The following is a 22,595-nucleotide window of genomic DNA, read 5'->3' as shown; positions in this document are numbered from 1 at the left end:
TTGGTAAGGAGTCAAACTTGATAAATGACATCGAGTTTATTGAAGGATTCGCCAGTGAGTTAAGTGAAGATTACGCCAGTGCCAAGAGCTATGTTAGGGATATTCCTACGCAGGCGTTAGTGTTTGTGCGGAGCTTTACTCACAAGCTCACCATGGTGCTTGCTCAGCGCCAGCAACTTCACTTTTCTAGTCCCAACCTTTATGACCGCATTGAGCAGCTTAATAAAGCGCGTTTGATTGATGTGCCAACAGTACGTGCTTTGCACCGTTTACGCGGTGATGGTAACCGCGGTGCTCACCCAGAAAAATATCACCTTACCCAAGAGCAGCTGATCGCGATTGCCGAAAAGTCGATAAAAAATATTCTGCAGTTAATTGAAAAGCTCTACCCACAGTTTAATAAGAATCTACCTGAGTATCGTTTTGTTGAGTTTGACTCGTTAGCTGGCCGCGACCTTTGTTATCGCGCGGTGATGCAAAATGACGTTGAAGCGCAATATCTAGTTGGCATGTCGCTAAAAGCCAAAGCGCTGATGCTGCAGGAGCAAGAGCAAGCCCTTGAACGCGTAACTGATAAACCTAATAAAGATGCGAAAGAGCAGGGCGCAGAGCAAAGCTTTGCTCAAGCGGCTCATTGGTTCGCCTTAGCAGCAGAGCACCATCACCAGGCTTTGTACGAGCATGGCGTAAGCTTGCTACATGGTTACCAAGGTCAGGCGCAACCGCAACAAGGTGAGCAATTCATTGCTGAGGCTGCAGAGCATGGTGTAATTGATGCCAAAGCACTGCTTGGCTATTTCTACTTGGTGGGTAGCCATGAGTTTGAGGTTGAGTTAGATAAAGCGAAACATTGGCTTGAGCTAGCCGCCAAACAAGAAAATGCTGAAGCCATGTCTAACCTTGGTGTGCTTTATTATCAACAGTATCAGCAACAACTGCAGTCTGGACTGGATAATATTGACAGCAGCTTGCTGCGAGAGGCGAGCGTATGGATAACTAAGGCCGCTGAGTCTGGTTACGCCCATGCCCAGTACCATTTAAGCTTAATGTTTGAGTCTGGCGAAGCGGGCGAGGTGGACAGTGACAAGGCTGACTATTGGTTAAATGAAGCAGCACAGCACGGTCAGCTTGACGCTATGCTACGCTGCGCCAGCGATACGCTTAACTGCGAACAAGCCACAAAAGAAGAGCTAGCCAGGGCTGAGCAGTACTTACATGATGTGATCCGCTATGGTCACAATGCAACTGCCATGATTGAGTTAAGTGTGGCACTTGCTGATGGCATGTTAGGTCGAATCGATGTAGTGCAATCAGCTTATTTGCTGACTCTTGCTAAGCAATATGCCAACCAAGAGCAGCTCCATGTGATTGAACCTTTGTGGCACTCGTTGCTTACACAAGTGAATTCAGTCATCGAGCTAAACCCAAGTGAGCAAGAGCTAAAAGCGCTGCAGTACGCCAAAGAAATTCTTAGCCAAGAAAGCTAAATTCGTTGAATTTGGGTCAGAGTTAAACGCTAACTATCTGATTTTTTAACAACTCAAGGATGAAGTATGACAGTAGTCTCTAAGCATAATGCTGAGCATTACCTTTGGGGTGATAACTGTGATGGTTGGCATCTAGCAAGTAGCGAGCGTTTAAGCGTGATCCAAGAGCGAGTACCACCTGGCTGTCAGGAAGCGCGTCACCTGCATACTCAGTCTGAACAGTTCTTTTTTGTGTTATCTGGCTGTGCCACATTAGAGGTAAATGGTGAGGTATTTGAGCTAAGTGCTCAGCAAGGAAAACACGTTGCTGCGAATACACCTCATCAACTTAAAAACCTAGCTGATCAAGACCTGCACTTTCTGGTGATTTCTACACCGCCTAGCCACGGCGACCGCCAGCTATTGGAAGAGTGAACTATTAGTTGCACTTCAGACTCACCTAAACTCGGTTAAAGCGCATTTTTCCTGTTTCGTTCAGTAGTTTCTTTAGCGTCAGCCACAGCGCTGAGCTAACAGATAAACTGATGCAGGCAAGTACAGCAACTAAAATGACGATTTGATACTTCACTGCGACTATTGGGTCACTGCCACCTAGAATCTGCCCTGTCATCATACCGGGTAAACTGACAATCCCGGTTGTTGCCATCGACGCTAAAATTGGCGCAAAGGCTTGTTGCATCGCGCTTTGAATAAAGGGGGTTGCTGCTTGCGTTGGTGTCGCCCCTAAAGCTAGCGCGCCTTGGTACTCAGCTTGTTTTTCGTTAAATGCATCAAACAGTCTGGTAAGGGCAATTATGTTATTGCTTAAGCTATTGCCGAGCAGCATACCTGCTGTAGGGATGAGAAATTGGGCTTTATAAAAAGGTGTAGGGCCAAACACACCTAACATTAGGATGGCGAGAATGGGTGTGACACCAATGAGTAAACCGAGCGTCATTGGCATAAACATGGTTTGCTTGGGGAGTTTAGCCTTGCCGATAATCGCACTGCTGCCCACCACTAACATGATCGCCAGCCAGGTTAAATTGAGCGCGAGACTATCAAGGGCGAATACAAACTCTAGGTAGATGCCTACTAGCAGCATTTGCACCGTCATCCGGCTTATGGCAACAAGCATTTCGCGCCCTAAGCCGAGCTGATAGTGACGGTTAATGGTTGCTGGCGTGATTAGCACCAGCATGAATAACCCAAGGGCAAGCCAGCTAATATCCATATTAAATCGCCAATCTTGTTGAGGCTTAGGATGTTAAGGTTTAGATAGCGTTGGTGCGATTTCTTTTTCGGCTTCAGCATGGTCGGCATGCACTAGGCCGCTGGTAGCCACTTGTGGGTCAATCAATTCCTTAACTACATGGTCAACAAAACCAGCACCCGCGGCCTCATACAGGTTATATACTGCTTCGACCCCTGCTTCTTTCAGTGCTGTAGCATCCTCACTATATTGCACTATCGCGCTAATTTTACCCTTGTAGTTAAGGCGCTTTAATTGCTCCACAGCAAACATGTTACCTATGTGGTGTGGCATAGCCAGCAGTACAACTTCGAGCTCAGGTGCACGTTCTAGTTTCTCCCAGAAGTCGGTATCGCTCGCATCGCCTTGTACCACATTGCGACCTTCAGATAAGTGGAAGTCGACCAGCTCTTGCTTATGCTCAATACCTAAAATTTCATCGGGGTAAATTGATTTAAGCTCATCGTATGCACCGCTACCAATACGGCCCATACCCAAGATTAAGAACCTCGGCTTACCGATAGCAATCGGGCGGTCTTCTGGGTGCAAAGGATGCTTTTCTTTACCTAGGAGTTTGGCATGATAGCGTTGATAAATGCGGTTGACGTTGGCATTGAGCGGTGCGGCAACCAAAAAGCTGATACTTAAGGCTACGGCAATAATGACCAGCCATTCGGCAGGTAGCCAGCCTTTGTATGCGGCTACCGATGCCACGATAAGGCCAAATTCACTGTAGTTACCTAAATTAAATGAAGCAAAAATTGCGGTGCGGGCACGCAGCTTAAAGTGGGTTAATAAGCTAAAGAACATCATCACTTTTACTGGGATTAACAACACCAGTAACGCTGCTAGCCCAACGTCCTCAATGGTTGGTAGACCGTTTAGCCCAATGGTGAGGAAGAAGGCAACCAGGAACAGCTCTTTAAAGTAGTAAATCGATTTTGCCAGCTCCGATGATTTAGCGTGCCCTGCCAGCAAAATTCCCATGATCAAAGCGCCTAAATCTGGCTTGAGACCAACGGCTTCAAATACCCAAACACCCATCACAAGCGCCATAGATAGACCAAACAGCACTAGCATTTCACCGTGACCTACACGGTCAAAAATCTTGTAAATAAGTGGTTTCAGCAACGGAAGTAGCAGTAAACCTAATGCGTAAACTGATGGAAATTCACCTTTAGAGATAGTCAGGAATAACACTGCAAAGATGTCTTGCATAATCAAGATACCAATGGCAACGCGGCCATATAGCGCCTGAGTATCACCTGATTCATCAAGTACTTTTACCGCAAATACCGTACTTGAAAAGCTCAATGCAAAACTGATGAGAAGCAATTGATTTAAGTCAAGCCCTACCAGTCTATCTAGCCCTACTAAGGCTAGTAACTTGAGCACAGCTACAAAGAACATCATTGAGCCAACAAGGTGCAAGCTCGAACCCGCCCATACTTCTGCTTTGAGTAAACTCTTAAGATCCAGTTTTAAACCAATGGCAAATAGCAGCAGTGTAACGCCTAAGTCTGCGAGGGTTTGCAGCAGTGGGACGCTGTTTTCATCAATACCAAACACAAACAGTAAAAAGCCAGCGGCTAGATAACCGATGAGCGGCGGTAAACCAACACGGCTAACTAAAATGCCGCACAGCAAGGTAATGATAAATATCGCGGGTTCCATAAATCTCTACTTCGTTATTATGATGATTATGAGTTAGCCGTTGCCGAGCCCCTTTGCGCTCGATGTGCCAATTTGCAGCTGCTCGCTTATTCAACAAGTGCTAAAAATGTTACAACAATTTAGGCAACAGTTACCTAGATTGTAATACAAAAAAATTAACTTTGGATTAAGCTAAGGATGAAAAACAAAAAAATGGTCAACTTAAATAATAAGTTGACCATTTTCATTGGTTTAGTGAGTCGCTAGATTATTTTTCGAGTAATAAATCTAGGTGATCAGCAAAGGCTTGAGGTTTCATAAACCCTGTTACGCGCAAATCTTCTCTTTGAGCGCCATTTTCATCGAACATAAGTAGTGTCGGTAGGCCTAATACATCGTAATGTTCAAGTAGCTCAACGTCAGTAGCGTCGCTCGCGGTAACATCAGCTTGTAGCAATACCATTTGGTTTAGACGCTCTATCACCATAGGGTCAACAAAGGTAATATTTTCAAACTCTTTACAAGCAACACACCAGTCAGCGTAGAGATCGAGCATCACGGTTTTACCGCTAATACTCGCTTTATCAAGCTCACGTTCTAAGTCTTCAAGCGATTTAATCTTAACGAATTCTGGGTGTGCGCCGTGGCTTGCTTGGCCTGATGTGTTGGTCAATGTTGGTGCTTGATGACCCATCGCGCTCATTACTGCTTGTAAGCCGTACGAGAAGCTGGCAAGTAGCGATAGTAGTAGCAGCACGCTGCGCACCGTTTGCTTCCAGTTAAACTCAGTGAGCTTGTTCTGATGCATCAGGTAACCAACCAGTGCAATGCCCCAGGCAGACCATAGTATGTCGGACACAAGGCCAGGCCAGATGCGCCCTAGCATTACGATTGATACTGAGATAAGTAGGAAGCCGAAGATGGTCTTGATGATGTCCATCCAAGCGCCAGCGCGAGGTAAAATTTTACCGCCAGAAGTACCAATGATAAGTAGCGGTACACCCATACCCATACTAAGAACATAAAGTGCGAGGAAGCCTTGAACTAAGTCACCTGACTGCGCCACATAAATTAATGCGCCAGAAAGTGGAGCTGTAGTACAAGGTGAAGCAACAAGGCCAGAAATCACGCCCATCATAAACACGCCAATCAGGTTGCCACCTTTTTGGTTGTTTGACATGTTGTTCATCTTCTCTTGCCATTTACTTGGCAAAGTAAGCTCATACATGCCGAACATGGATAAACTTAAAATCACGAACATTACAGCTAAGAAAATCAAGATAGCTGGGTGCTGCAAGGCTGCCTGGAACTTCATACCCGCAGAGGCAACCACTAACCCAAGTAATGAGTAGGTAATTGCCATACCTTGCACGTAAGCCATCGACAGCGTGAACGCTTTACCTAACGACAGCTTCTTACCTTGGCCAACAATAATGCCTGACAAGATAGGGTACATAGGGAAAACACAAGGGGTTAACGCCAGACCCACACCTAAACCAAAGAAGACTAATAGCGTCCAGAATAGGCTGTCGTTCTGCAGCATTTGGTTAAGTGAGTCTTGCTGCGTGACAGGCGCACTTGATGTACTAGAGTCAGAACCGCTGCTCGCTTTAGGCGCACTGCCACCAATAATTTCTTTTTGCTTAATCTTGCCGTCGTTAAGCTCAACCGGCTCTAAAATAACCTGACGCTTGGTTGGTGGATAACACAATTTACCCTCGGCACAACCCATAAAGGTGACGGTAAAGGTGGCTTCTTTGCTCGCCTCTTTTAGCGCGATAGGGATGTTAACGAACGAGTAATAAACTTCTTGTTCGCCAAAGTATTCGTCGTTGTGCATTTCGCCGCGTGGTAAGTCGATTTCACCAATCTCGGCGCCATCAGCAGCAAATTTCAGCTTGTCGCGGTACATATAGTAACCGTCGGCAATAACCCAGCTGATTTTTAGCTGATTACCTTGTTGCTTATACTCAAACAAAAAGGCCTCATTAACTGGCATTAGCTCAGGTTCGTCACTTAGGAAGCTGAACTTTTTCGCTAAGCCGCCTTCGCTATATGCTGTCGGAGCGACAACTAGCGATGACATCAGCAGCAAGGATGTAAATAAAACAGCAAATAGTTTTTTCATGATGCAGTGGTTTCTTCTATCCATGTTAAATATGAAGGTAAGCCACGAGTTATTGGGGTTGCAATGATCTCAGGGACATCATAAGGATGACGCTGGATCAACAACTGCTCGATGGCATCAAAATGACGTGCCAAACACTTTATTTGCAAAGGTACTTCTTGCGACTGGCAAATTTGGCCGTCCCATTCATATACTGATTCAATCGCTTGGCCGATCTGTACACACGCAGCTAGCTTGGCCTTGACTAAGGCTTGGGCAATCGCTTGAGCAGTGGATTTATCTGGGCAAGTGTTGAAAATGATCAGATGATCTGTCGTCATTGTATCTCAGTTATAGTTAAAGTTAGCTTAAGCTAATAAAGCGATAATTATGGGTACTGTACGATTTTTAACGGCAAGTTTCATTATTGTGCCGCGATATTCGTGAGCTGTCTTGAATTAAGACCGCACAACCCCATAAAGTATTCAACGACGTTAGAAAAATTTGTCAAACAGTGACTTTGCTCAAACTCAGCAAGCCACCACACACGAGGTTGTTATGTTCTTCTTTTTCATCTTGCTATTTGTGGTTATTCCCGTAGTTGAGTTAAATGTGTTGATCCAGGTTGGCGAAGTATTAGGTTCGTGGACGACAGTGGGCTTGGTGTTTTTCACCGCCATTGTCGGTGTGTCTTTGGTTCGCAGCCAAGGTATTAGCACCTTGATGACAGCGCAGCAAAAAATGGCCCAAGGCGAAGCGCCAGGGCAAGAAATTGCTGAGGCGATGATGCTAGCAATGGCTGGTGTGCTACTTCTCATCCCTGGTTTTGTGACCGACTTTGTTGGTCTGCTGCTACTTACTCCAATTACCCGCGCACCCATCGCTAGCTTTGTGTTTAAGCGTATGAAGTTAAAGGTGATGTCTAATAGCCAGTTCCGTGGCGGCTTTGGTCCGCAAGGACCATTTCAACAAGGTCCGTTCGAACAAGGTAACCCATTTGATCAAGGCAATACCTTCGATGGCGATTTTGAGCGCAAGCAAGACCCAAGCCCACGCTCACACCAATTAGAGCAAGAGGATGTGATTGAAGGCGAAGCAGAGCGCAAGCCAAGCTCAGATGACAAAGAAAAAAGTTAATCTGTTAACATTTGGGTCAGAGTAAACTTGTTTAAACTGAACGCTGACCATTAGGACTAAATCACAAAAAAAGGCGCTAACCGATAAGGTTAATGCCTTTTTTGTGGTTGCTACTCACAGGTAGTCGAGTTGCACCGATGTACCTATGTAACTAGAAGTGACCAATCAGCAGGGTCTTCTCGTTCGCAACTGAGCAGGTTTTGTGGTTATTGCGCGCCCGCTCGGTGAGTATGTCACAACTTTCTTTAATGTCAGTTATGTTTTCATTAATGTCTTTGAGCATACAGCTTTGCTGTTCAACCGAGGTGGCAATATTGGTCGCCATGTCGTGGATTGACTCAACCTCAGTTGCGACGTTAGCGAGGATTTGTCGTGACTTGTCGACCTCATCAAGGTTGCTCATACTCATATTCTTACAGTCGGTTACTTCAGTAAAGGCGTCTTGAGTGAGCTTTTGTAGCTCGGCAATAATATGAGTAATTTGCTGCGTCGACTCCTGGGTACGCGCTGCCAGCGTGCGCACTTCATCAGCGACCACCGAGAAACCGCGACCAGACTCTCCTGCACGCGCAGCCTCGATTGCGGCGTTTAATGCAAGTAGGTTGGTTTGCTCTGCAATGCTTTGAATTTCGTCAATAAAGTTATTGATGTTGTGGGTCTTACTTTTAAGTACTTCAATATGTTCAGCAGATTTAACCAGGCTGTCAGCGGTATCATTAAACTTGCCATGCATCACATCAAGCTGTTCGGTGCCGTCGTCAACGTGCGTTGCAATAGCGCCTGTGGTCTCGGCTGTTTTGCTGGTGGTTTGTACAATTTCATCAACTGAGTATTCAAGTTCATTAGAAGCCGCCGCGACAGATTCACACTTTTGCGCCTGTTGTTGTAGCTGCTCTTCGCTGAGTAATGCGCGCGACTCAACTTCTTGGGTGACTTCTCTTAATTCGCGCATAGATAGGTTAATCTTCTGCGCAAACGAGATGAAGTCGTTAATGGCATCAATAATCTGCCCAAATTCGTCATCGGCTTTTTTAGGGACTCGTAATTTAAAGTCTCGCTCATTAATAATGCCGTGAATGCTGTTTACGGCATCGCGAATGGGTTTACGAATATTGCGGCTAAGCTTAACTACTGCCAGTGTTAGCCCAATTGATACAAGTAAGAATAGCGTTAGCGACAGCCAAAATGCGATACGCGCCTGTGTGTTTAAGTAGTCACCTAGGTTAGTGGTAGCTTGCTTAAGTTGCTCTTCTGCTTGATGGGTCGCTTCACGCATTTGTCCGCGCAGACCAGATTTTGGAGTCAGTCCTATTTGATTGTTGAGTTCGGCGTAAGCACTAATACCGTTGCGGTAACCCTGTAAGAATTCTAAAGCTTGCGGCAGTTGCGATAGTGATGTTGCAAGTTTGGCTGCTTCAGCATCGAGTCTTTGTAGGTATTTGTCATTTTGCCTGAGCATGTAGTCTTTTTCGTGACGGCGTAGCGTCAGCATCGAGATTAAATCTTGATGTTTGTTGTGCTGATTAAGTAGAGACTCAAGTTTGTGGGTTGCCGCTCTTAGTTCACCATAACGGCCTGACTTTTCATCCAGCCCCTTTTGCTTCATGGTGTTTACTAGGCTAACAAAGTAGCTTTGATATTGGGTGAAGTTGTTGACAAGACTGGCTTTATTGAGCACAGATTCATCAACATCCAGAGCCTCAATACGATTAACGAGTGTTTGATAATTGCCTTGAAACTTATCGAGGTATTTTTCATCTTTACGCAGTAAGAAGTCTTTTTCGTTTCGGCGCAGCTGCAGGGCAATGATATTGATATCTAACACTGTAGCTTTGATTTCGGCCAGTTTGTCTTGCCTGGTTGAGAAGTAATGTGAGAACAAAAACAGCAGCAGTAGACTGCCGATGACAAAGCTGATCAGAACAATCAACTTACTGCGTAGACTAATATCTGCGTTGAACATCCGTGTTTCTCCCGCGAGTGGAGCCACTCAATTGGCTGTAACTTTTCTGTAATAATTTGAGCCTAGTAGAAAATTAGCCAAAAGCAATATAAGGCCATTTAACGGTAGGTAAGTGACACTATCGCTGAGTTTGGGGAGTTAATAGCTAAAAGCAGAACATTGCGATTATTGAGAGGTATCTCTATCTGTACTCTGCTTGTCTAGCCGACGCCCAAGCATATATGAAAGCGCAATGCTGATTAGCCAAACACCTATAAAACATAAGGTGTAGAGCTGTAATTGCTCGCTTGCCTCGCCTTTGGGAAGCTCGGTTACCGCAGCGTGAATGCTTAAAAAGTCGTTGCTCACTTCACCGCTCAGTATTCTATCTACCACTTTGTTGGCTTGAGCAAAAATAAGCTTCGCAACCATAAATAGTGGTGCACATGCAGCCAGCATAAACGCCGCGCCGAGGAGGCGTTGCTTGAGGTGAAATAGCCCAAGGCCGGGGCAAATGAGCGCGGACAACATCGCCGCTTTATTGGCTTTTTTCATATACTTTGAGCCTAAAAGTTTAGCGCGGTTGGAGGATACTGCTAGGTTAAGCAAGTTATGCAGCAAGCTCAAGTGCTGTCAATTTTGTATTCGCTGAGATGACTTTTAGGCGGTTACTTGGCCAACTTATTCGTTAATGCTATTCACTAAATCATTCAATGACTGCATCGGCAGCATGGCGGCGCTGCGCCAGTGTTGGCTCACTTACTCTGGTTGCCATGTAATAACAAGCGGCGCCCATAATGGTATTGGTAATTGGCAGCGCCAACATTAACCCTGTTTCACCGCCAATGGCTAAGCCCAGTGCTGCCAGAGGCAGCATGATTAAGAACAAGCGGGTGAGGTTAATCAGCAGTGACGTTACTGGCTGATGATAGGCGTTTAAGCTGTTGGCAAACACAATCACCATGCCTAATGGCCCATAAGCCAGCGGCAGAAATGTGAGGTAAAAGCTTAGCCCTTTGACTACTTGTGGGTCGTCGGTAAACAAGCCAGTTAAGAAATCGACGCTAAACAGCAGTGGAATGTACAGCAAGCTTTGGAATATCAGCACAAACTTGAGCGACATTAACAGCGCCTGTTTCGCTCTTTGCGGTTGCCCTGCACCTAAGTTTTGTGCGATGAACGGCGATAAGCTTGATGACAGCGCCATTACCACAATCAACAAGACTGATTCGATTTTTACCCCAGTACCAAATGCCGCCACGCTAGCATGGTCAACCCTTGCTAGCATTGCCATCAGTACGCCGTTGGCAATCGGGTTTATCATGTTCATAAGTGCAGCGGGTCTGGCGATATGTGCTAATGAGCGCCAGTTTTTAACTAAGCGCGCGCGGCAAAACGGCGCAAATTTTACCAGTTCACGCTTGATTAAAATCAAATACCCAGAAACAGACAGCGCCACTAGCCAAGATACAGTGGTCGCAATCGCTGCACCCTTTAATCCCATTGCCGGAATTGGGCCAACGCCAAAGATTAAAATCGGGTCGAGGATGATGTTTACTATCGCTGCTGAAATCATAATTTGCGCAGGTGGCTTAGTATCGCCAGTAGCTCTTAGTGCCTGATTACCGACCATCAATAGCGCTAAAAACGGTGCACCAAGAAAGGCATAAATCATGTAGTCGTGGATCAGCAATAAGATGTCACTGTTGGCACCCAGCAGCGTAAATAATGGGTCAATGAACATCAGGCCAATCAGGCACAGGACACTAATGATGGTAAATGTGATGCAGATTACATCGAACAAAAACACCTTGGCGGTCTGCTGATTGCCCGAACCTATCAGCCTACCAAGGTTGGTCGAAAGCCCTGCGCCTATACCAATCACAATACTTGAGATAACCAGAGTAACCGGGAAGGTGAAGCTAATCGCTGCTAACGGCTCTGTGCCAAGCTTTCCGATAAAAAACATGTCCACCAAACTGCTACCCAACACGGTTAAAATACCGAGTAGGTTAGGTAGGGTCATGTTCATTAACACACGCCCAATAGGTTGAGTGAGTAAACCGTGTTTATCGTTCATGCAACAACTAGGACATCAATAAGGGAGGCGAATTCTAACAGGATTAACCAGCCATTAATAAAACCGACTTAAAAAAATTATAGATTTTTTTACCAATCCCCTTGGATCTGTGATCGATTACCCCCATATCAACATCCATCTAGGGGTAACCCTGTTTTAAAACGCCTTGTTAATATTGGGCATCACATCATTAGGAGAGTTCATAGATGAATATTCGTCCATTACATGACCGCGTAATCGTTAAGCGTACCGAAGTTGAGTCAACCTCAGCGGGTGGCATTGTATTGACTGGTAGCGCTGCAGAAGTTTCAACGCGTGGTGAAATATTAGCCGTGGGCAACGGCCGTATTTTAGAAAATGGCACAGTTCAACCACTAGACGTAAAAGTGGGCGACGTGGTGATCTTCAACGAAGGTTACGGCGTGAAAAAAGAAAAAATTGACGGTGAAGAAGTACTTATCCTGTCTGAATCTGACCTAGTAGCGGTAGTAGGCTAAGCCTCCCCAACTAGTTATTCACTTAATCAATTATTGAAGGATTTACACAATGGCAGCTAAAGAAGTTCAATTTGGCAACGACGCACGCGTAAAAATGCTTGCGGGTGTTAACGTTCTAGCTAACGCAGTTAAAGTCACTTTAGGCCCTAAAGGTCGTAACGTAGTACTAGACAAAAGCTTTGGTGCACCACTCATTACTAAAGATGGTGTGTCAGTAGCAAAAGAAATCGAACTAGAAGATAAGTTCGAAAACATGGGTGCACAAATGGTGAAAGAAGTTGCTTCTAAAGCCAACGATGCAGCCGGTGACGGTACCACAACTGCAACTGTACTAGCGCAAGCTATTGTTAACGAAGGCCTAAAAGCCGTTGCAGCTGGCATGAACCCAATGGACCTTAAGCGCGGTATCGACAAAGCTGTTGTTGCTGCGGTTAGCGAGCTTAAAAACCTATCTCAAGAATGTGCTGACACTAAAGCAATTGCTCAGGTTGGTACTATCTCTGCAAACTCTGACGAGTCAATCGGTGAAATCATCGCAACTGCGATGGAGCGCGTAGGTAAAGAAGGCGTGATCACTGTTGAAGAAGGTCAAGCGCTAGAGAACGAGCTAGACGTAGTTGAAGGTATGCAGTTTGACCGCGGCTACCTATCTCCATACTTCATCAACAAGCAAGAAACGGGCAGCGTAGAGCTAGACAACCCATTCATCTTGCTAGTAGACAAGAAAATCTCAAACATCCGTGAGCTACTACCACTACTAGAAGCACTAGCTAAAACTGGTAAGCCACTGATGATCATCGCTGAAGACGTTGAAGGTGAAGCGCTAGCAACACTTGTTGTGAACAACATGCGCGGTATCGTGAAAGTTGCAGCGGTTAAAGCACCAGGTTTTGGTGACCGTCGTAAAGCTATGCTACAAGACATCGCGATTCTAACTGGCGGTACGGTAATCGCTGAAGAAATCGGTCTTGAAGTTGAAAAAGCTACCCTAGAAGACCTAGGTACTGCTAAGCGCGTTGTGATCACTAAAGACAACACAACCATCATCGACGGTACTGGTGAGCAAGATCAAATCAATGCTCGCGTGACTCAAATCAAGCAGCAAATCGAAGAGTCTACTTCTGACTACGACAAAGAGAAACTACAAGAGCGCATGGCTAAACTAGCTGGCGGTGTTGCAGTAATCAAAGTTGGCGCAGCAACTGAAGTTGAAATGAAAGAGAAGAAAGCTCGCGTAGAAGATGCACTACACGCAACTCGCGCAGCAGTTGAAGAAGGTGTTGTTGCCGGTGGTGGTGTTGCACTGGTTCGCGTAGCAAGCAAAATTGCTGATGTTGAAGTGATCAACGAAGACCAAAAGCACGGCGTAACTATCGCACTACGTGCAATGGAAGCTCCTCTACGTCAAATCGCAACTAACGCAGGTGAAGAAGCATCTGTTGTTGCTAACAATGTGAAGAACGGCGAAGGTAACTATGGTTACAACGCAGGTAACGACACGTACGGCGACATGCTAGAGATGGGTATCCTAGACCCAACTAAAGTAACTCGTAGCGCTATCCAATATGCAGCGTCTGTAGCGGGTCTAATGATCACTACCGAAGCAATGGTTGGTGAGATCCCACAAGAAGCGCCAGCTGCTCCAGATATGGGCGGTATGGGTGGTATGGGCGGTATGGGCGGCATGATGTAATCTAACTGGTTAAAATGGGTTATAGCTGCGTTACTTTGTAGCTCGTGTAGAAAAGCGCTACACGTCGCTACAAAAAGCCTTGCTCTAAGCCCATTTTTCCTGCGTTAGATGCTCTGTTGTTTATAGTTCATAGCTACAAGCTAAGTTAAAAATTGAAAGCCCCGATATCGAGAGATATCGGGGCTTTTGTTTTCTGGTAAAGGTGTTTTCATACTTAAGCCCAGTCAGATACCATCAATTAAAGTTATTTTGCTCAGTTATGTTTGGTTTCTCGGTACTTATTCCAGTTTATGCGAGCATTATATGTGTCGTACGATAAGAACAATATGGATAGCAATACCAGAATAAACGAGAAACTGAATCCCAAATCTCTCAGTTCTTCCATGCTTCTTTTGGAGTGAACCAGCAATTGCGCGTTTTCTAGGTTAAGCTCCCTTGATTCATTAAGACGCTTAGCGGCAGCAAGAAAACCATTGTTTTCAAGATTGAAATTGCTGGTTTTGAAAGAGGCGTTCTTTATAATTGTGGTGTTATCACATTTCTTATTCGCATTGATTATTTTCTCGATAATGACAGCCTTAGGGTCGTCTACTCCTCGGTTAACGAAAAAATGATCAGATATACCAAGCCACAGGTTATTATTCCTATCTAGTAAAACGGTGCAGAACACATCATAAGTTTTAGGATTTTTGCTTAGGTAGTTATAGCGGATCTCCATATCTCTAACGCCACTAATTTCAGCATGCTGAATATTAAAATAAATTGGCTTATCGTTTGATTCCCAATCATTGAAGCTGTCTAAGTTGTATGTCTTTTGTGAGGCATAGGTAGCTAAAGAATATGCTAATAGTAATAACCCACCTTGAAAAAGTGGTAAAGATAAATAAATGACTGAGTTTAATTGACGTGATTTCTTAAATTCTAAAAATGCTATTGGCTTTTTTAGCCAAAATGGAGAGACCAAAAATATAGACATCGCAGCTACGAATAAGATAATAGAATCGTTCCATTTTATCTCAGATAAGTATTTGTGATAGAACGTACTTTTGCCAATAGCGATGCTTAAATGATCTTGATAGAAGAATGATATAACGAAGAAAATGAAGGCTATGGCAACAGCTTTAAACATTATCGGGAGCACGACATAGCGAAGCTTGATTGTATTAGGTTTCAAAATACACTTTCCTTAATCTGCGGTTGTATAAGTGCGGAATAAAAGAAGGCGATTTCTTGTTGCGGTTTTTGGCCGGATTTGATTTGTGTTATTTCAGCTGCTTGTGTCTGCTGGTGATTAAGGGTTTTAGTGTTAACAATCATCTATCAGTCGCATCCATTCGTTTTTAACTTGGCTATTAGATAAGTGGGGTTAGAGTAAACTTTTTCTTGTAAAGAATAAGTTGAAAATGGGAGGCTTATCAAGCATTAGGCTCTGAGTTTACATAAGCGTATGCGCTAAGAGGAATTAAAAACAAAATAATTATTGTTACAGAATTAGGTATGTGAAAAAGCTCATTGAACATAATCTAGCCTTTTAAAATGAGAAAAAATAGCAGTAAATAAGTTGTAAGAATACACTTTACCTAACGACTAATCATCCGTTGTTCATAGAGACATTCTGAGCAATTTAGCGTGTAAGTATCTTTGTGTTTCTTCACTTTTGTATTCTTGCTTTGGCACTGTGGACAAGCTTGTTTCATCGGCGTGTTTTTAGTGCACTCATTGCATTTGATGTAATAGCCAAACTTGCCATACATAGGGATATAATTACTTGATTCTCCGCAATGTTTGCAGGTGACTTGCAAAGTGTTACGTTTACCGGCTTCTGTACCTATTGTGTGCTGAAACACCGCTGTGGGGACTTGTACTTGTTGTGGTGTGCTTGGTATTGCCATGTATTCATCCGCAGTTTTGTCATTGCTAGCTGGGGACTCTTGTTGGCTGATATCTTGTTCAATAAGAAAGTGGCTAATTGAGTCGAGTTCTTGTTGGTTAAAGTAAGGTCGAGTGTCGTAAACATTCACTTTGCGGAGAAGCTTGTTTCTAATCTTCATTAACTTTTTGAGTTTGTCGACTAAGAACTCAGACTTAACCAATTTGCTGGATACCGCTTTTGGCATGGTGTCTCTGTCGATAATCGCATCGCTTGAAACTACGCATAGGTGATCCCAGCAGCGTCCGCCAAATCCTTGTTTAATTCCTAGGAATTTCCCTAAAACTTCAAGGCGGTGATGATCAAGTAGTGAGTGCAACAAATCTTGTTGTAGTTCTACCTGCTTGATTGGTGATGGTATTCCAGACCACTTTTGATTGAAGCTTCTTGTCCATTCCCCGTGCTTGTTTACTTTTACATTGCCTTTGATGCTTTTAGATTCAACGAGTACAAAACCATAGGGGTAAATAATTAGATGATCGATTTGTGCGGTTTCGTCATTAAATGTGAACTTAAAATCATTGATGACCAATATTTCGGGGTTGTCTTTGAAGGCGCGGCGTAGGTAGAAAGCGACTTGATGTTCTTGTTTCTGACCAGCTATCGCCATTGCAGAGGTAGCCGTTTGTGAAGATTTAGTTTTGAGGATCATTTATCAACAGCATCCATTCAGTATGATAAAAAAGCAGTTTCATCTAAACATAATCAATGGCTTAGGTAAAGTTCTGTTTGCCAGACCAGTTGCGCTTATAACAAGGTTGGGGCTTAGAATTTGGACACAAGTAACCTTCCTTAGAGCAATAAGACTTTAGTTTGAATATCAATTGGCTTTAATTAAAGTGATTTTGATAGAGAACAGGGTGTTGTATAAATTGTATTTCAGAATGAATGAGATAAAGGGACTTATCAAGATGAAATGGATAGTTTTGTTACTCGTAATAGTTACTGGTTGTACAACGACAAATGAAGAACCAAGGACTGATCCGAAAGATCTAGTAGGCGGCTCTACGAGTTGGTTTATTGTCAATCCGACTCCAATGCACTTAGATTCGGCCTGGGGAGGGCGAGCAAGTGCGAAAGAGCTTTATGACAACTTTGAGAAGTGTGAAACAGCAACGACTCAGAACCCTGTCACTGTTAACAATCAAAAGTATGATAACCCTTCAACTTGCTATTTGAGCTTATTAACCAATAGCAACTCTGATATCGTCATTAGAAAGATTGAATCAGGCTTAGAAACCAAAGTTGCAACAAGCACAGTCAGCGCTAAAGGGGACTCTTATGAAGTCTCAATGAATTGGTCTAAGTTTACCTGGATGAGAGAGCCTGAGCTAAAAAGCACTTCAAATGAACAAGTCGAAGGTGATGAAGCGTTATACAAAATAGGTGTTGGCGTAAGCATTGTAGCGAAGATTTACAATACTTCTGCCGGTATAGACCTTACTGATTTACCAAGTATCGCAATAGCTGCGCAGACAAGTGAATCTAGGGGGACGGTCTCTTTTGAACGAATTGGTATTAATGGCAAGGTGACGGAGATGGTTTTTCCCGGTTTAACCAAAGACTTGAGTCCAGAAACCTTATCCACAGCATTCGATGGCGTACAAAAAATTCAACTTTTACTTTATTCAGATAAAGATGTTGTTCTAAAACCGAGCGTTTTAGGGTACAGATTGCCCGAAAAAGCTGAACTTGATGAAAGTGCTGCAGGTTGGTTATATATCGGTCATTATCCAAATGAAACCAGCCTGTTAAGTGGTTTCCATAAGATTTCTGCAATTAATGGCTCCCCAAAAATATCTGAATTAGTGGATAAAGTTGTTAAGGTTACAGAGCAGAAGTCCCTTAGAGTTGATAAGCCAAGATTTCCTAGTTATTCAATTCCTGCGGCTATAGAGTCTGTTCCTGCTAACTGTGAGTTAAAAGTCTTAGAGCTGAATTCAGTTGGTCTTAGCAAATACTGGGCTTTAGTATCCAAAGTAAGAAATTGCGATACTAAATAAGCATCTCAGATTATTCATATTAATGCGGTTGACTGCGTTTAATCGTTAACATGTAACCCCAGTACTTCCTGGAACTGGGGTTTAGTTCTTGGCTCTGCCTAAATTCATCAGATCCAGTTGTTTGTATGGATCAGAGTAAACTCTTAATCTTCGCCAACTACTCTATCTCGCAAACACACCCATCTACGCTCCAATCACTACACTAGACAAATGCCGTGAGAGTTAAACCCACTTTATGGCATACTGACTTTCATGCTTTGGATAATTCTAATTCTCGTTATTGCTTGCTGTGTATTCTTGCCTGGTTGGTGGGTTAACCACGTGATGAGCAAGTATCATCAGCCGACAGATCGTTATCGTGGTAAAGGTAACGGCGGTGAGCTTGCGCGTCATCTTCTAGATCGTTTTGGGCTGAAAGACGTTAGGGTTGAAGAGACTAACGGCGGCGATCATTATGACCCAGCCGCTAAGGCTGTTCGCCTGTCGCCAGATAATTATTCTGGTTACTCCCTGACCGCTATTACTGTCGCCGCTCATGAGGTGGGGCATGCTGTGCAAGATTCTCGCGGCGAGTCGCTATTTCTAGCTCGGCAGAAGCTCGCTGGCGCCGCGATGGTTGGTGAGCGTATTGCCAGCGTAATGATGTTGGCATCGCCATTGGTCATACTGCTCACCCGTATACCGCAAGCTGGCATGTTGACCATCTTAATTGGCGTGCTGTCGATGGGTTTAAGCACCATTGTGCATCTGGTGACCTTGCCTGTGGAGTTTGATGCCAGTTATGGCAAGGCGCTTCCAATGCTACAAGAGGGCAACTACCTACATGACGGTGACCTAAAGCATGCAGAGAAGATTCTCAAGGCTGCGGCACTCACCTATGTGGCTGGCTCACTGGCAAGCCTGCTCAATCTTGGCCGCTGGATTGCAGTGCTTCGCCGTTAATGGAAATTGTCAAAGAGCTGCAATTTAGGTCGGGGCAGAGTAGGTTGGGTCAGAGTAAAGTTAATTACTCTACCACCATGAGTTACACCATTGCTTCTCACATGGGACGCCATCGTTGTCGCCATCCATTTTTGTATCAGGGCAGTTTTTGATATAGAAAATCGCCTCTTCGCATGAACGCATGTGGCTACAGTGGGTTTTACCAGCCTCGCAGCGGAAGTTTTGAACTGGTTTAAACGGCATTTGTTCAATATTTTTGTCAGTTGGCATTGGTGTTGCGGTCACTTGTTTATATTTCTGAAAACCAAAAATGCCAAGGATTAATATTACTAACGTAGGGATGAGCAAACCGCTAGACGATTTTCTATTACCCCGTCTACTGCGACTGCGATTGGGTTGATGGGTAGCGACAACCGCTACGCCCTCGATATTAGCCTTTACCGCTTTTAATTTTCCATCGCTTTGAGTCTCTGAAAAATAGTTGATTTGGTCACCCACTACAGGTTTTCTGGCCATGTGCTTGAGTATGGATATGTGAATAAACACATCTTTTTTATTTGCACTAGTTGTAGGTTTGATGAAGCCAAAACCTTTTTCTTCATTCCAACGGACTAACTTTCCTTGTTCCACAAAATAAGCCTTTTAGCGAAGTTGATTTGTTATTCTACACCTTGAATTTCAACGAGAAAATTCAATCTTCAATTTAAAAATTACATACAGCGATTTATACACATCAAGATTTAATTTAGTTGAGAATACGTATGGCTTTATCTACATAACAGCTAAAAGTAAAAGTTAACGCTTCTATTAATTAAAAGCCCTCAATATTAACGCTTTGAGGGCTTATTCATTTTAGCTAGTTGTACGTTTTAGTGTTTTAAAAAGTAAACCTAGTTTGTAGTGCTGCACCCATGTCTTTGCTGTCGGCGTAGCGAGCTGATAGATCAAAATGGAATACATCAAATGGCGAGAAACCAAGACCTGCGGTGATGCTGTCGTCAGTGTTGTTGGTTAAATCGGTTTGATAACCTGCGCGCAGCTTAAACCAGCTCTCAGGGAAGAACTCGACACCTAATGCGGCAAATTGGCGGTTATCGGCTTCTGCATCATAGGCGTTGCTGGTGCCAGTGATGCCCTTATAACCTTCAGACTCATTCAATTGAATATCAATAGCCGCAGTGAGTAAATGGTTTTGATAGTTACCGCTTAGAGTATAAGTTGGCGAGACTTCATACTGACCTTGAACGCCTTTGATGATTTGCGTGTTGTAGCTATTTTTAATCACGTTCTTTGCTGCAAGCGCGACACCAAAGCCAGCGTTGTGCTGATAGGCAATGCCTAAATCAACATTGAAGTTATTGTCGTCAGATTGATAGCGGTCATCGTCCCAATCATCAAACTTGTAGTTTTCAATATCACTGATGTAGTTAATGGTTTTAACGTTTTGATACTTAGGTGATACACCATAATAAATGGTTGCAGTAGGTAGCTTATACGATTTCGCAAGGCTGACACCAAACTCACTTACCACCACACCCATAGTCAGTGCTTGCGAGCTGAGGTCTTGCTTAATAATGTTCTCAGGCACTAGATCTTCATCGGTAATATCTGCAAATACCAGTGCGTCAGCATAAGCCTGCGCAAATACGTTAACAGATACCAAATCATTGGGTATCGCCAGCGCGAGATGTGTACCAGCTTGAACCTGAGCATAGTCACCTTGAACCAATTTTAACTGGTCAATCACCTTTTGAGCGTCCGCTTCAGTTGGATTGCTCATGCCCTTGAATTCGTCATAGATGTCTGAAAAGTCCTCTACATTTTGAATAATATCGGTTGGATCATTGGCATCTGCACCAATAGAAGGAAATAGTAGGGCAATGTCATCATCTTGTTCGTATTTAGCAGCAAGGGCTGGGTTATGGAAAGGCGCGGTTAAGTAGTCAGCACTGCTTGCTCCTACGCCACCCATTGCATATGAGCGCGCGTCAAACTGATGAGCCATTGTTGATGTTGAAATAATCGCTGATGCAACGGCTCCAAGTGGGAGAAGTTTTAGCTTGAGAGATTTGCGGTTACGTTCCGTGTAAGTAGTCATAATTACTCCTTAAAATTAATGAGATACAACGGATAAAAATAGAGCTGCCCAATGAAAAATTGCACTGAAGTATGACAGCCAAAATCTGCTGAACAGTCAAGCTTGATGTGGTTAATTTGTTAAGGTGCGGTGTTTAATTTGTTGAACAACCATATGAAGTAGTCAGGTGAACATTAAACCTGGCCAGTTAACTTATCTTTATTGTTGTTTATTTAGGCTATCGTTCTGTTTAGATTAATAATTATTTGGAATTCTATTGATCTAAATCAAATACATGTTTAGTATCCAGTTCGAAACATGCATATTAAATACATATTAGAGGTTGTTTATGTTAGATCAGCATACTAAAGACGTTGTAAAGAGCACGATTCCCCTTCTTGAAGCTGCAGGCCCAGCACTGACTAAGCATTTTTATCAGCGTATGTTTGAACATAACCCTGAACTAAAAGATGTATTTAACCTATCGCATCAGCACAGTGGTGGTCAGCCTGTGGCGCTGTTTAATGCTGTTGCTGCGTATGCAAAGAACATTGATAACCTAGGTGCGCTTGCTGGCGCAGTTGAGAAAATTGCCCATAAGCACACAGGTTTTTTAATTAAGCCAGAGCAATACGCCATTGTTGGTGGTCACTTGCTTGCAACCTTGCAAGAGCTTGGTGGGGAAGCGGTAACTGAAGAAGTATTAAGCGCTTGGGGTAAGGCGTATGGCCTTTTAGCTGACATCTTTATTAATCGTGAAGCTGAGCTTTATAAGCAAACTGCTGATAAACAAGGTGGCTGGCAAGGTACGCGCCGTTTTGTGATTAAAGCTAAACAAGTTGAGTCTTCAGTGATTACTTCATTTGTGCTTGCTCCTGTCGATGGTGAAGCTGTCGTGGATTTTGTGCCGGGTCAATTCCTGAGTTTGTCGCTTGGGCATGAGCAGCTAGAGAACACTGAAATTCGCCAGTATTCGCTGTCAGATGCGCCAAATGGCAGCACTTACCGCATTAGCGTTAAGGCTGAGCAAGGCGGTAAAGTTTCTAACCTATTGCACGAGCACTATCACGAAGGCGATGAAATTGATGTGATTGCACCTGCTGGTGATTTTGTATTAGATGCTGACGCCGACACGCCTGTGGTGCTGCTTTCTGCTGGTGTAGGGCAAACACCAATGAAAAGCATGCTTAACCAACTGCTTGCTAAACAACATAATGGTGAGATCACCTGGGTACATGCTTGTGAAGATGGTGAGCAACACGCATTTGCTGCAGCGATTAATGATAAAACTGCTGAGCACGACAAGCTTAGTAGCTATGTTTGGTATCGTGAGCCATTAGCTGATGACAAACAGGTAGAGCATTATGACTTTAGCGGCACAGTTGAGTTAGATAAGGTAGCGAAGCATATTCAACCAAATGCCAAGTATTACTTCTGTGGTCCAATTGGCTTTATGTCAGCGGTTAAGCAGCAGTTATTAGCACTAAATGTGGCTGAGTCGCAAATGCACTATGAGGTATTTGGTCCTCACGCAAGTTTGTAATCACTACAAACTTTGCTTGTAAATTCATAACTAACGCATCAATAAAGCCCCAATACAATCAATAGCATATTGGGGCTTTTTTGTTGTCTGTGTTTTACTGTGTGCCAGTTCAGATTTCATTTGTCCTTCCGTTAGGATTTATCCGCTTTGCGCCCAGATGTGGCACATATACCTTTAGGTTGCACCAATCCCATAGGCTTGTTTGTTTAGTCATGCACAGGTGTAAGCTTAAGCTCACAGTTGCTTACATTATCGATATAGGAAACTAGCCGC

19 protein-coding genes are annotated in these 22,595 nt (G+C 43.8%); 8 read left to right on the top strand and 11 right to left on the bottom strand.

Features of this window, described 5'->3' with window-relative positions:
- The first annotated feature begins 17 nt into the window (after positions 1 to 17).
- Together EXU30_RS08490 and EXU30_RS08485 are read left to right on the top strand one after the other, a co-directional pair.
- Entirely contained in the window at positions 18 to 1,487 is a 1,470-nt protein-coding gene (locus tag EXU30_RS08490; RefSeq protein ID WP_130599135.1) for a tetratricopeptide repeat protein, read from the top strand.
- 66 nt (positions 1,488 to 1,553) lie between these two features.
- Complete coding sequence (locus EXU30_RS08485) at positions 1,554 to 1,901, top strand: cupin domain-containing protein (RefSeq protein WP_130599133.1); 348 nt, start codon at positions 1,554 to 1,556, stop codon at positions 1,899 to 1,901.
- Between the two features lie 25 nt (positions 1,902 to 1,926).
- On the opposite strand, the gene EXU30_RS08480 is transcribed toward EXU30_RS08485, so the two are convergent.
- The 4 genes from EXU30_RS08480 to cutA all read right to left on the bottom strand — a co-directional run bounded on the left by EXU30_RS08480 (position 1,927) and on the right by cutA (position 6,819).
- On the bottom strand, positions 1,927 to 2,700 hold the full coding sequence (locus EXU30_RS08480; protein WP_130599131.1) for an ABC transporter permease: 774 nt from the start codon (positions 2,698 to 2,700) through the stop codon (positions 1,927 to 1,929).
- A gap of 33 nt (positions 2,701 to 2,733) precedes the next feature.
- Positions 2,734 to 4,392, bottom strand: a complete 1,659-nt coding sequence (locus EXU30_RS08475; protein WP_130599129.1) for a cation:proton antiporter family protein — start codon at positions 4,390 to 4,392, stop codon at positions 2,734 to 2,736.
- A gap of 247 nt (positions 4,393 to 4,639) precedes the next feature.
- Complete coding sequence (locus tag EXU30_RS08470) at positions 4,640 to 6,499, bottom strand: protein-disulfide reductase DsbD (RefSeq protein ID WP_130599127.1); 1,860 nt, start codon at positions 6,497 to 6,499, stop codon at positions 4,640 to 4,642.
- On the bottom strand, positions 6,496 to 6,819 hold the full coding sequence (gene cutA / locus EXU30_RS08465) for a divalent-cation tolerance protein CutA (protein ID WP_130599125.1): 324 nt from the start codon (positions 6,817 to 6,819) through the stop codon (positions 6,496 to 6,498). The genes EXU30_RS08470 and cutA overlap by 4 nt, the downstream gene beginning before the upstream one ends.
- 217 nt (positions 6,820 to 7,036) lie before the next feature.
- On the opposite strand from cutA, the gene EXU30_RS08460 reads away from it, so the two are divergent.
- Positions 7,037 to 7,615, top strand: coding sequence for an FxsA family protein (locus EXU30_RS08460; RefSeq protein ID WP_130603361.1), 579 nt, complete (start codon positions 7,037 to 7,039; stop codon positions 7,613 to 7,615).
- Between the two features lie 151 nt (positions 7,616 to 7,766).
- On the opposite strand, the gene EXU30_RS08455 is transcribed toward EXU30_RS08460, so the two are convergent.
- The 3 genes from EXU30_RS08455 to EXU30_RS08445 form a co-directional block, all read right to left on the bottom strand.
- Positions 7,767 to 9,578 (bottom strand): methyl-accepting chemotaxis protein, encoded by a 1,812-nt coding sequence (locus EXU30_RS08455; RefSeq protein ID WP_130599123.1) that lies wholly within the window; start codon positions 9,576 to 9,578, stop codon positions 7,767 to 7,769.
- A 165-nt stretch (positions 9,579 to 9,743) separates the two neighbouring features.
- Positions 9,744 to 10,112: a hypothetical protein gene (locus EXU30_RS08450; protein ID WP_130599121.1), complete on the bottom strand. Its 369-nt coding sequence runs from the start codon at positions 10,110 to 10,112 to the stop codon at positions 9,744 to 9,746.
- A 151-nt stretch (positions 10,113 to 10,263) separates the two neighbouring features.
- Positions 10,264 to 11,637: an MATE family efflux transporter gene (locus tag EXU30_RS08445; protein ID WP_130599119.1), complete on the bottom strand. Its 1,374-nt coding sequence runs from the start codon at positions 11,635 to 11,637 to the stop codon at positions 10,264 to 10,266.
- A 206-nt stretch (positions 11,638 to 11,843) separates the two neighbouring features.
- Between EXU30_RS08445 and EXU30_RS08440 the strand changes: the two genes are divergently transcribed.
- On the top strand, positions 11,844 to 12,134 hold the full coding sequence (locus tag EXU30_RS08440) for a co-chaperone GroES (RefSeq protein ID WP_130599117.1): 291 nt from the start codon (positions 11,844 to 11,846) through the stop codon (positions 12,132 to 12,134).
- A 49-nt stretch (positions 12,135 to 12,183) separates the two neighbouring features.
- The gene (groL, locus tag EXU30_RS08435) at positions 12,184 to 13,827 is read left to right on the top strand and encodes a chaperonin GroEL (protein WP_130599115.1); all 1,644 of its coding nucleotides are present in this window, start codon (positions 12,184 to 12,186) and stop codon (positions 13,825 to 13,827) included.
- A 253-nt stretch (positions 13,828 to 14,080) separates the two neighbouring features.
- Here groL and EXU30_RS08430 read toward each other — a convergent pair whose 3' ends face one another.
- Positions 14,081 to 15,001, bottom strand: a complete 921-nt coding sequence (locus tag EXU30_RS08430) for a hypothetical protein (protein WP_130599113.1) — start codon at positions 14,999 to 15,001, stop codon at positions 14,081 to 14,083.
- A gap of 406 nt (positions 15,002 to 15,407) precedes the next feature.
- Entirely contained in the window at positions 15,408 to 16,409 is a 1,002-nt protein-coding gene (locus EXU30_RS08425) for a nuclease-related domain-containing protein (RefSeq protein WP_130599111.1), read from the bottom strand.
- Between the two features lie 259 nt (positions 16,410 to 16,668).
- On the opposite strand from EXU30_RS08425, the gene EXU30_RS08420 reads away from it, so the two are divergent.
- Positions 16,669 to 17,760 (top strand): hypothetical protein, encoded by a 1,092-nt coding sequence (locus EXU30_RS08420; RefSeq protein WP_130599109.1) that lies wholly within the window; start codon positions 16,669 to 16,671, stop codon positions 17,758 to 17,760.
- Between the two features lie 252 nt (positions 17,761 to 18,012).
- Positions 18,013 to 18,702 (top strand): zinc metallopeptidase, encoded by a 690-nt coding sequence (locus EXU30_RS08415; RefSeq protein WP_130599107.1) that lies wholly within the window; start codon positions 18,013 to 18,015, stop codon positions 18,700 to 18,702.
- Between the two features lie 69 nt (positions 18,703 to 18,771).
- Here EXU30_RS08415 and EXU30_RS08410 read toward each other — a convergent pair whose 3' ends face one another.
- Both EXU30_RS08410 and EXU30_RS08405 read right to left on the bottom strand, forming a co-directional pair.
- The gene (locus tag EXU30_RS08410) at positions 18,772 to 19,332 is read right to left on the bottom strand and encodes an excalibur calcium-binding domain-containing protein (RefSeq protein ID WP_130599105.1); all 561 of its coding nucleotides are present in this window, start codon (positions 19,330 to 19,332) and stop codon (positions 18,772 to 18,774) included.
- 247 nt (positions 19,333 to 19,579) lie between these two features.
- Positions 19,580 to 20,800 (bottom strand): conjugal transfer protein TraF, encoded by a 1,221-nt coding sequence (locus tag EXU30_RS08405; protein WP_130599103.1) that lies wholly within the window; start codon positions 20,798 to 20,800, stop codon positions 19,580 to 19,582.
- Between the two features lie 328 nt (positions 20,801 to 21,128).
- Here EXU30_RS08405 and hmpA point away from each other — a divergent pair, with 328 nt between their 5' ends.
- The gene (hmpA, locus tag EXU30_RS08400) at positions 21,129 to 22,322 is read left to right on the top strand and encodes an NO-inducible flavohemoprotein (protein ID WP_130599101.1); all 1,194 of its coding nucleotides are present in this window, start codon (positions 21,129 to 21,131) and stop codon (positions 22,320 to 22,322) included.
- Positions 22,323 to 22,595: the final 273 nt, after the last annotated feature.

Origin of the sequence: Shewanella maritima (assembly GCF_004295345.1) — a bacterium.
Lineage (GTDB): Bacteria > Pseudomonadota > Gammaproteobacteria > Enterobacterales > Shewanellaceae > Shewanella > Shewanella maritima.
Note: the sequence above shows the minus strand (reverse complement) of the source record. Positions and strands in the feature narration are given on the sequence as shown.

Bases quoted from the DNA above. Each gene is read 5' to 3' on its own strand.
- EXU30_RS08480 (WP_130599131.1), bottom strand. From the start codon at position 2,700: ATGGATATTAGCTGGCTTGCCCTTGGGTTATTCATGCTGGTGCTAATC.
- EXU30_RS08475 (WP_130599129.1), bottom strand. From the start codon at position 4,392: ATGGAACCCGCGATATTTATCATTACCTTGCTGTGCGGCATTTTAGTT.
- hmpA (WP_130599101.1), top strand. From the start codon at position 21,129: ATGTTAGATCAGCATACTAAAGACGTTGTAAAGAGCACGATTCCCCTT.
- EXU30_RS08420 (WP_130599109.1), top strand. From the start codon at position 16,669: ATGAAATGGATAGTTTTGTTACTCGTAATAGTTACTGGTTGTACAACG.
- EXU30_RS08405 (WP_130599103.1), bottom strand. From the start codon at position 20,800: ATGACTACTTACACGGAACGTAACCGCAAATCTCTCAAGCTAAAACTT.
- EXU30_RS08485 (WP_130599133.1), top strand. From the start codon at position 1,554: ATGACAGTAGTCTCTAAGCATAATGCTGAGCATTACCTTTGGGGTGAT.
- EXU30_RS08415 (WP_130599107.1), top strand. From the start codon at position 18,013: ATGCTTTGGATAATTCTAATTCTCGTTATTGCTTGCTGTGTATTCTTG.
- EXU30_RS08425 (WP_130599111.1), bottom strand. From the start codon at position 16,409: ATGATCCTCAAAACTAAATCTTCACAAACGGCTACCTCTGCAATGGCG.
- EXU30_RS08445 (WP_130599119.1), bottom strand. From the start codon at position 11,637: ATGAACGATAAACACGGTTTACTCACTCAACCTATTGGGCGTGTGTTA.
- EXU30_RS08470 (WP_130599127.1), bottom strand. From the start codon at position 6,499: ATGAAAAAACTATTTGCTGTTTTATTTACATCCTTGCTGCTGATGTCA.
- EXU30_RS08455 (WP_130599123.1), bottom strand. From the start codon at position 9,578: ATGTTCAACGCAGATATTAGTCTACGCAGTAAGTTGATTGTTCTGATC.
- EXU30_RS08460 (WP_130603361.1), top strand. From the start codon at position 7,037: ATGTTCTTCTTTTTCATCTTGCTATTTGTGGTTATTCCCGTAGTTGAG.
- EXU30_RS08440 (WP_130599117.1), top strand. From the start codon at position 11,844: ATGAATATTCGTCCATTACATGACCGCGTAATCGTTAAGCGTACCGAA.
- groL (WP_130599115.1), top strand. From the start codon at position 12,184: ATGGCAGCTAAAGAAGTTCAATTTGGCAACGACGCACGCGTAAAAATG.
- cutA (WP_130599125.1), bottom strand. From the start codon at position 6,819: ATGACGACAGATCATCTGATCATTTTCAACACTTGCCCAGATAAATCC.
- EXU30_RS08450 (WP_130599121.1), bottom strand. From the start codon at position 10,112: ATGAAAAAAGCCAATAAAGCGGCGATGTTGTCCGCGCTCATTTGCCCC.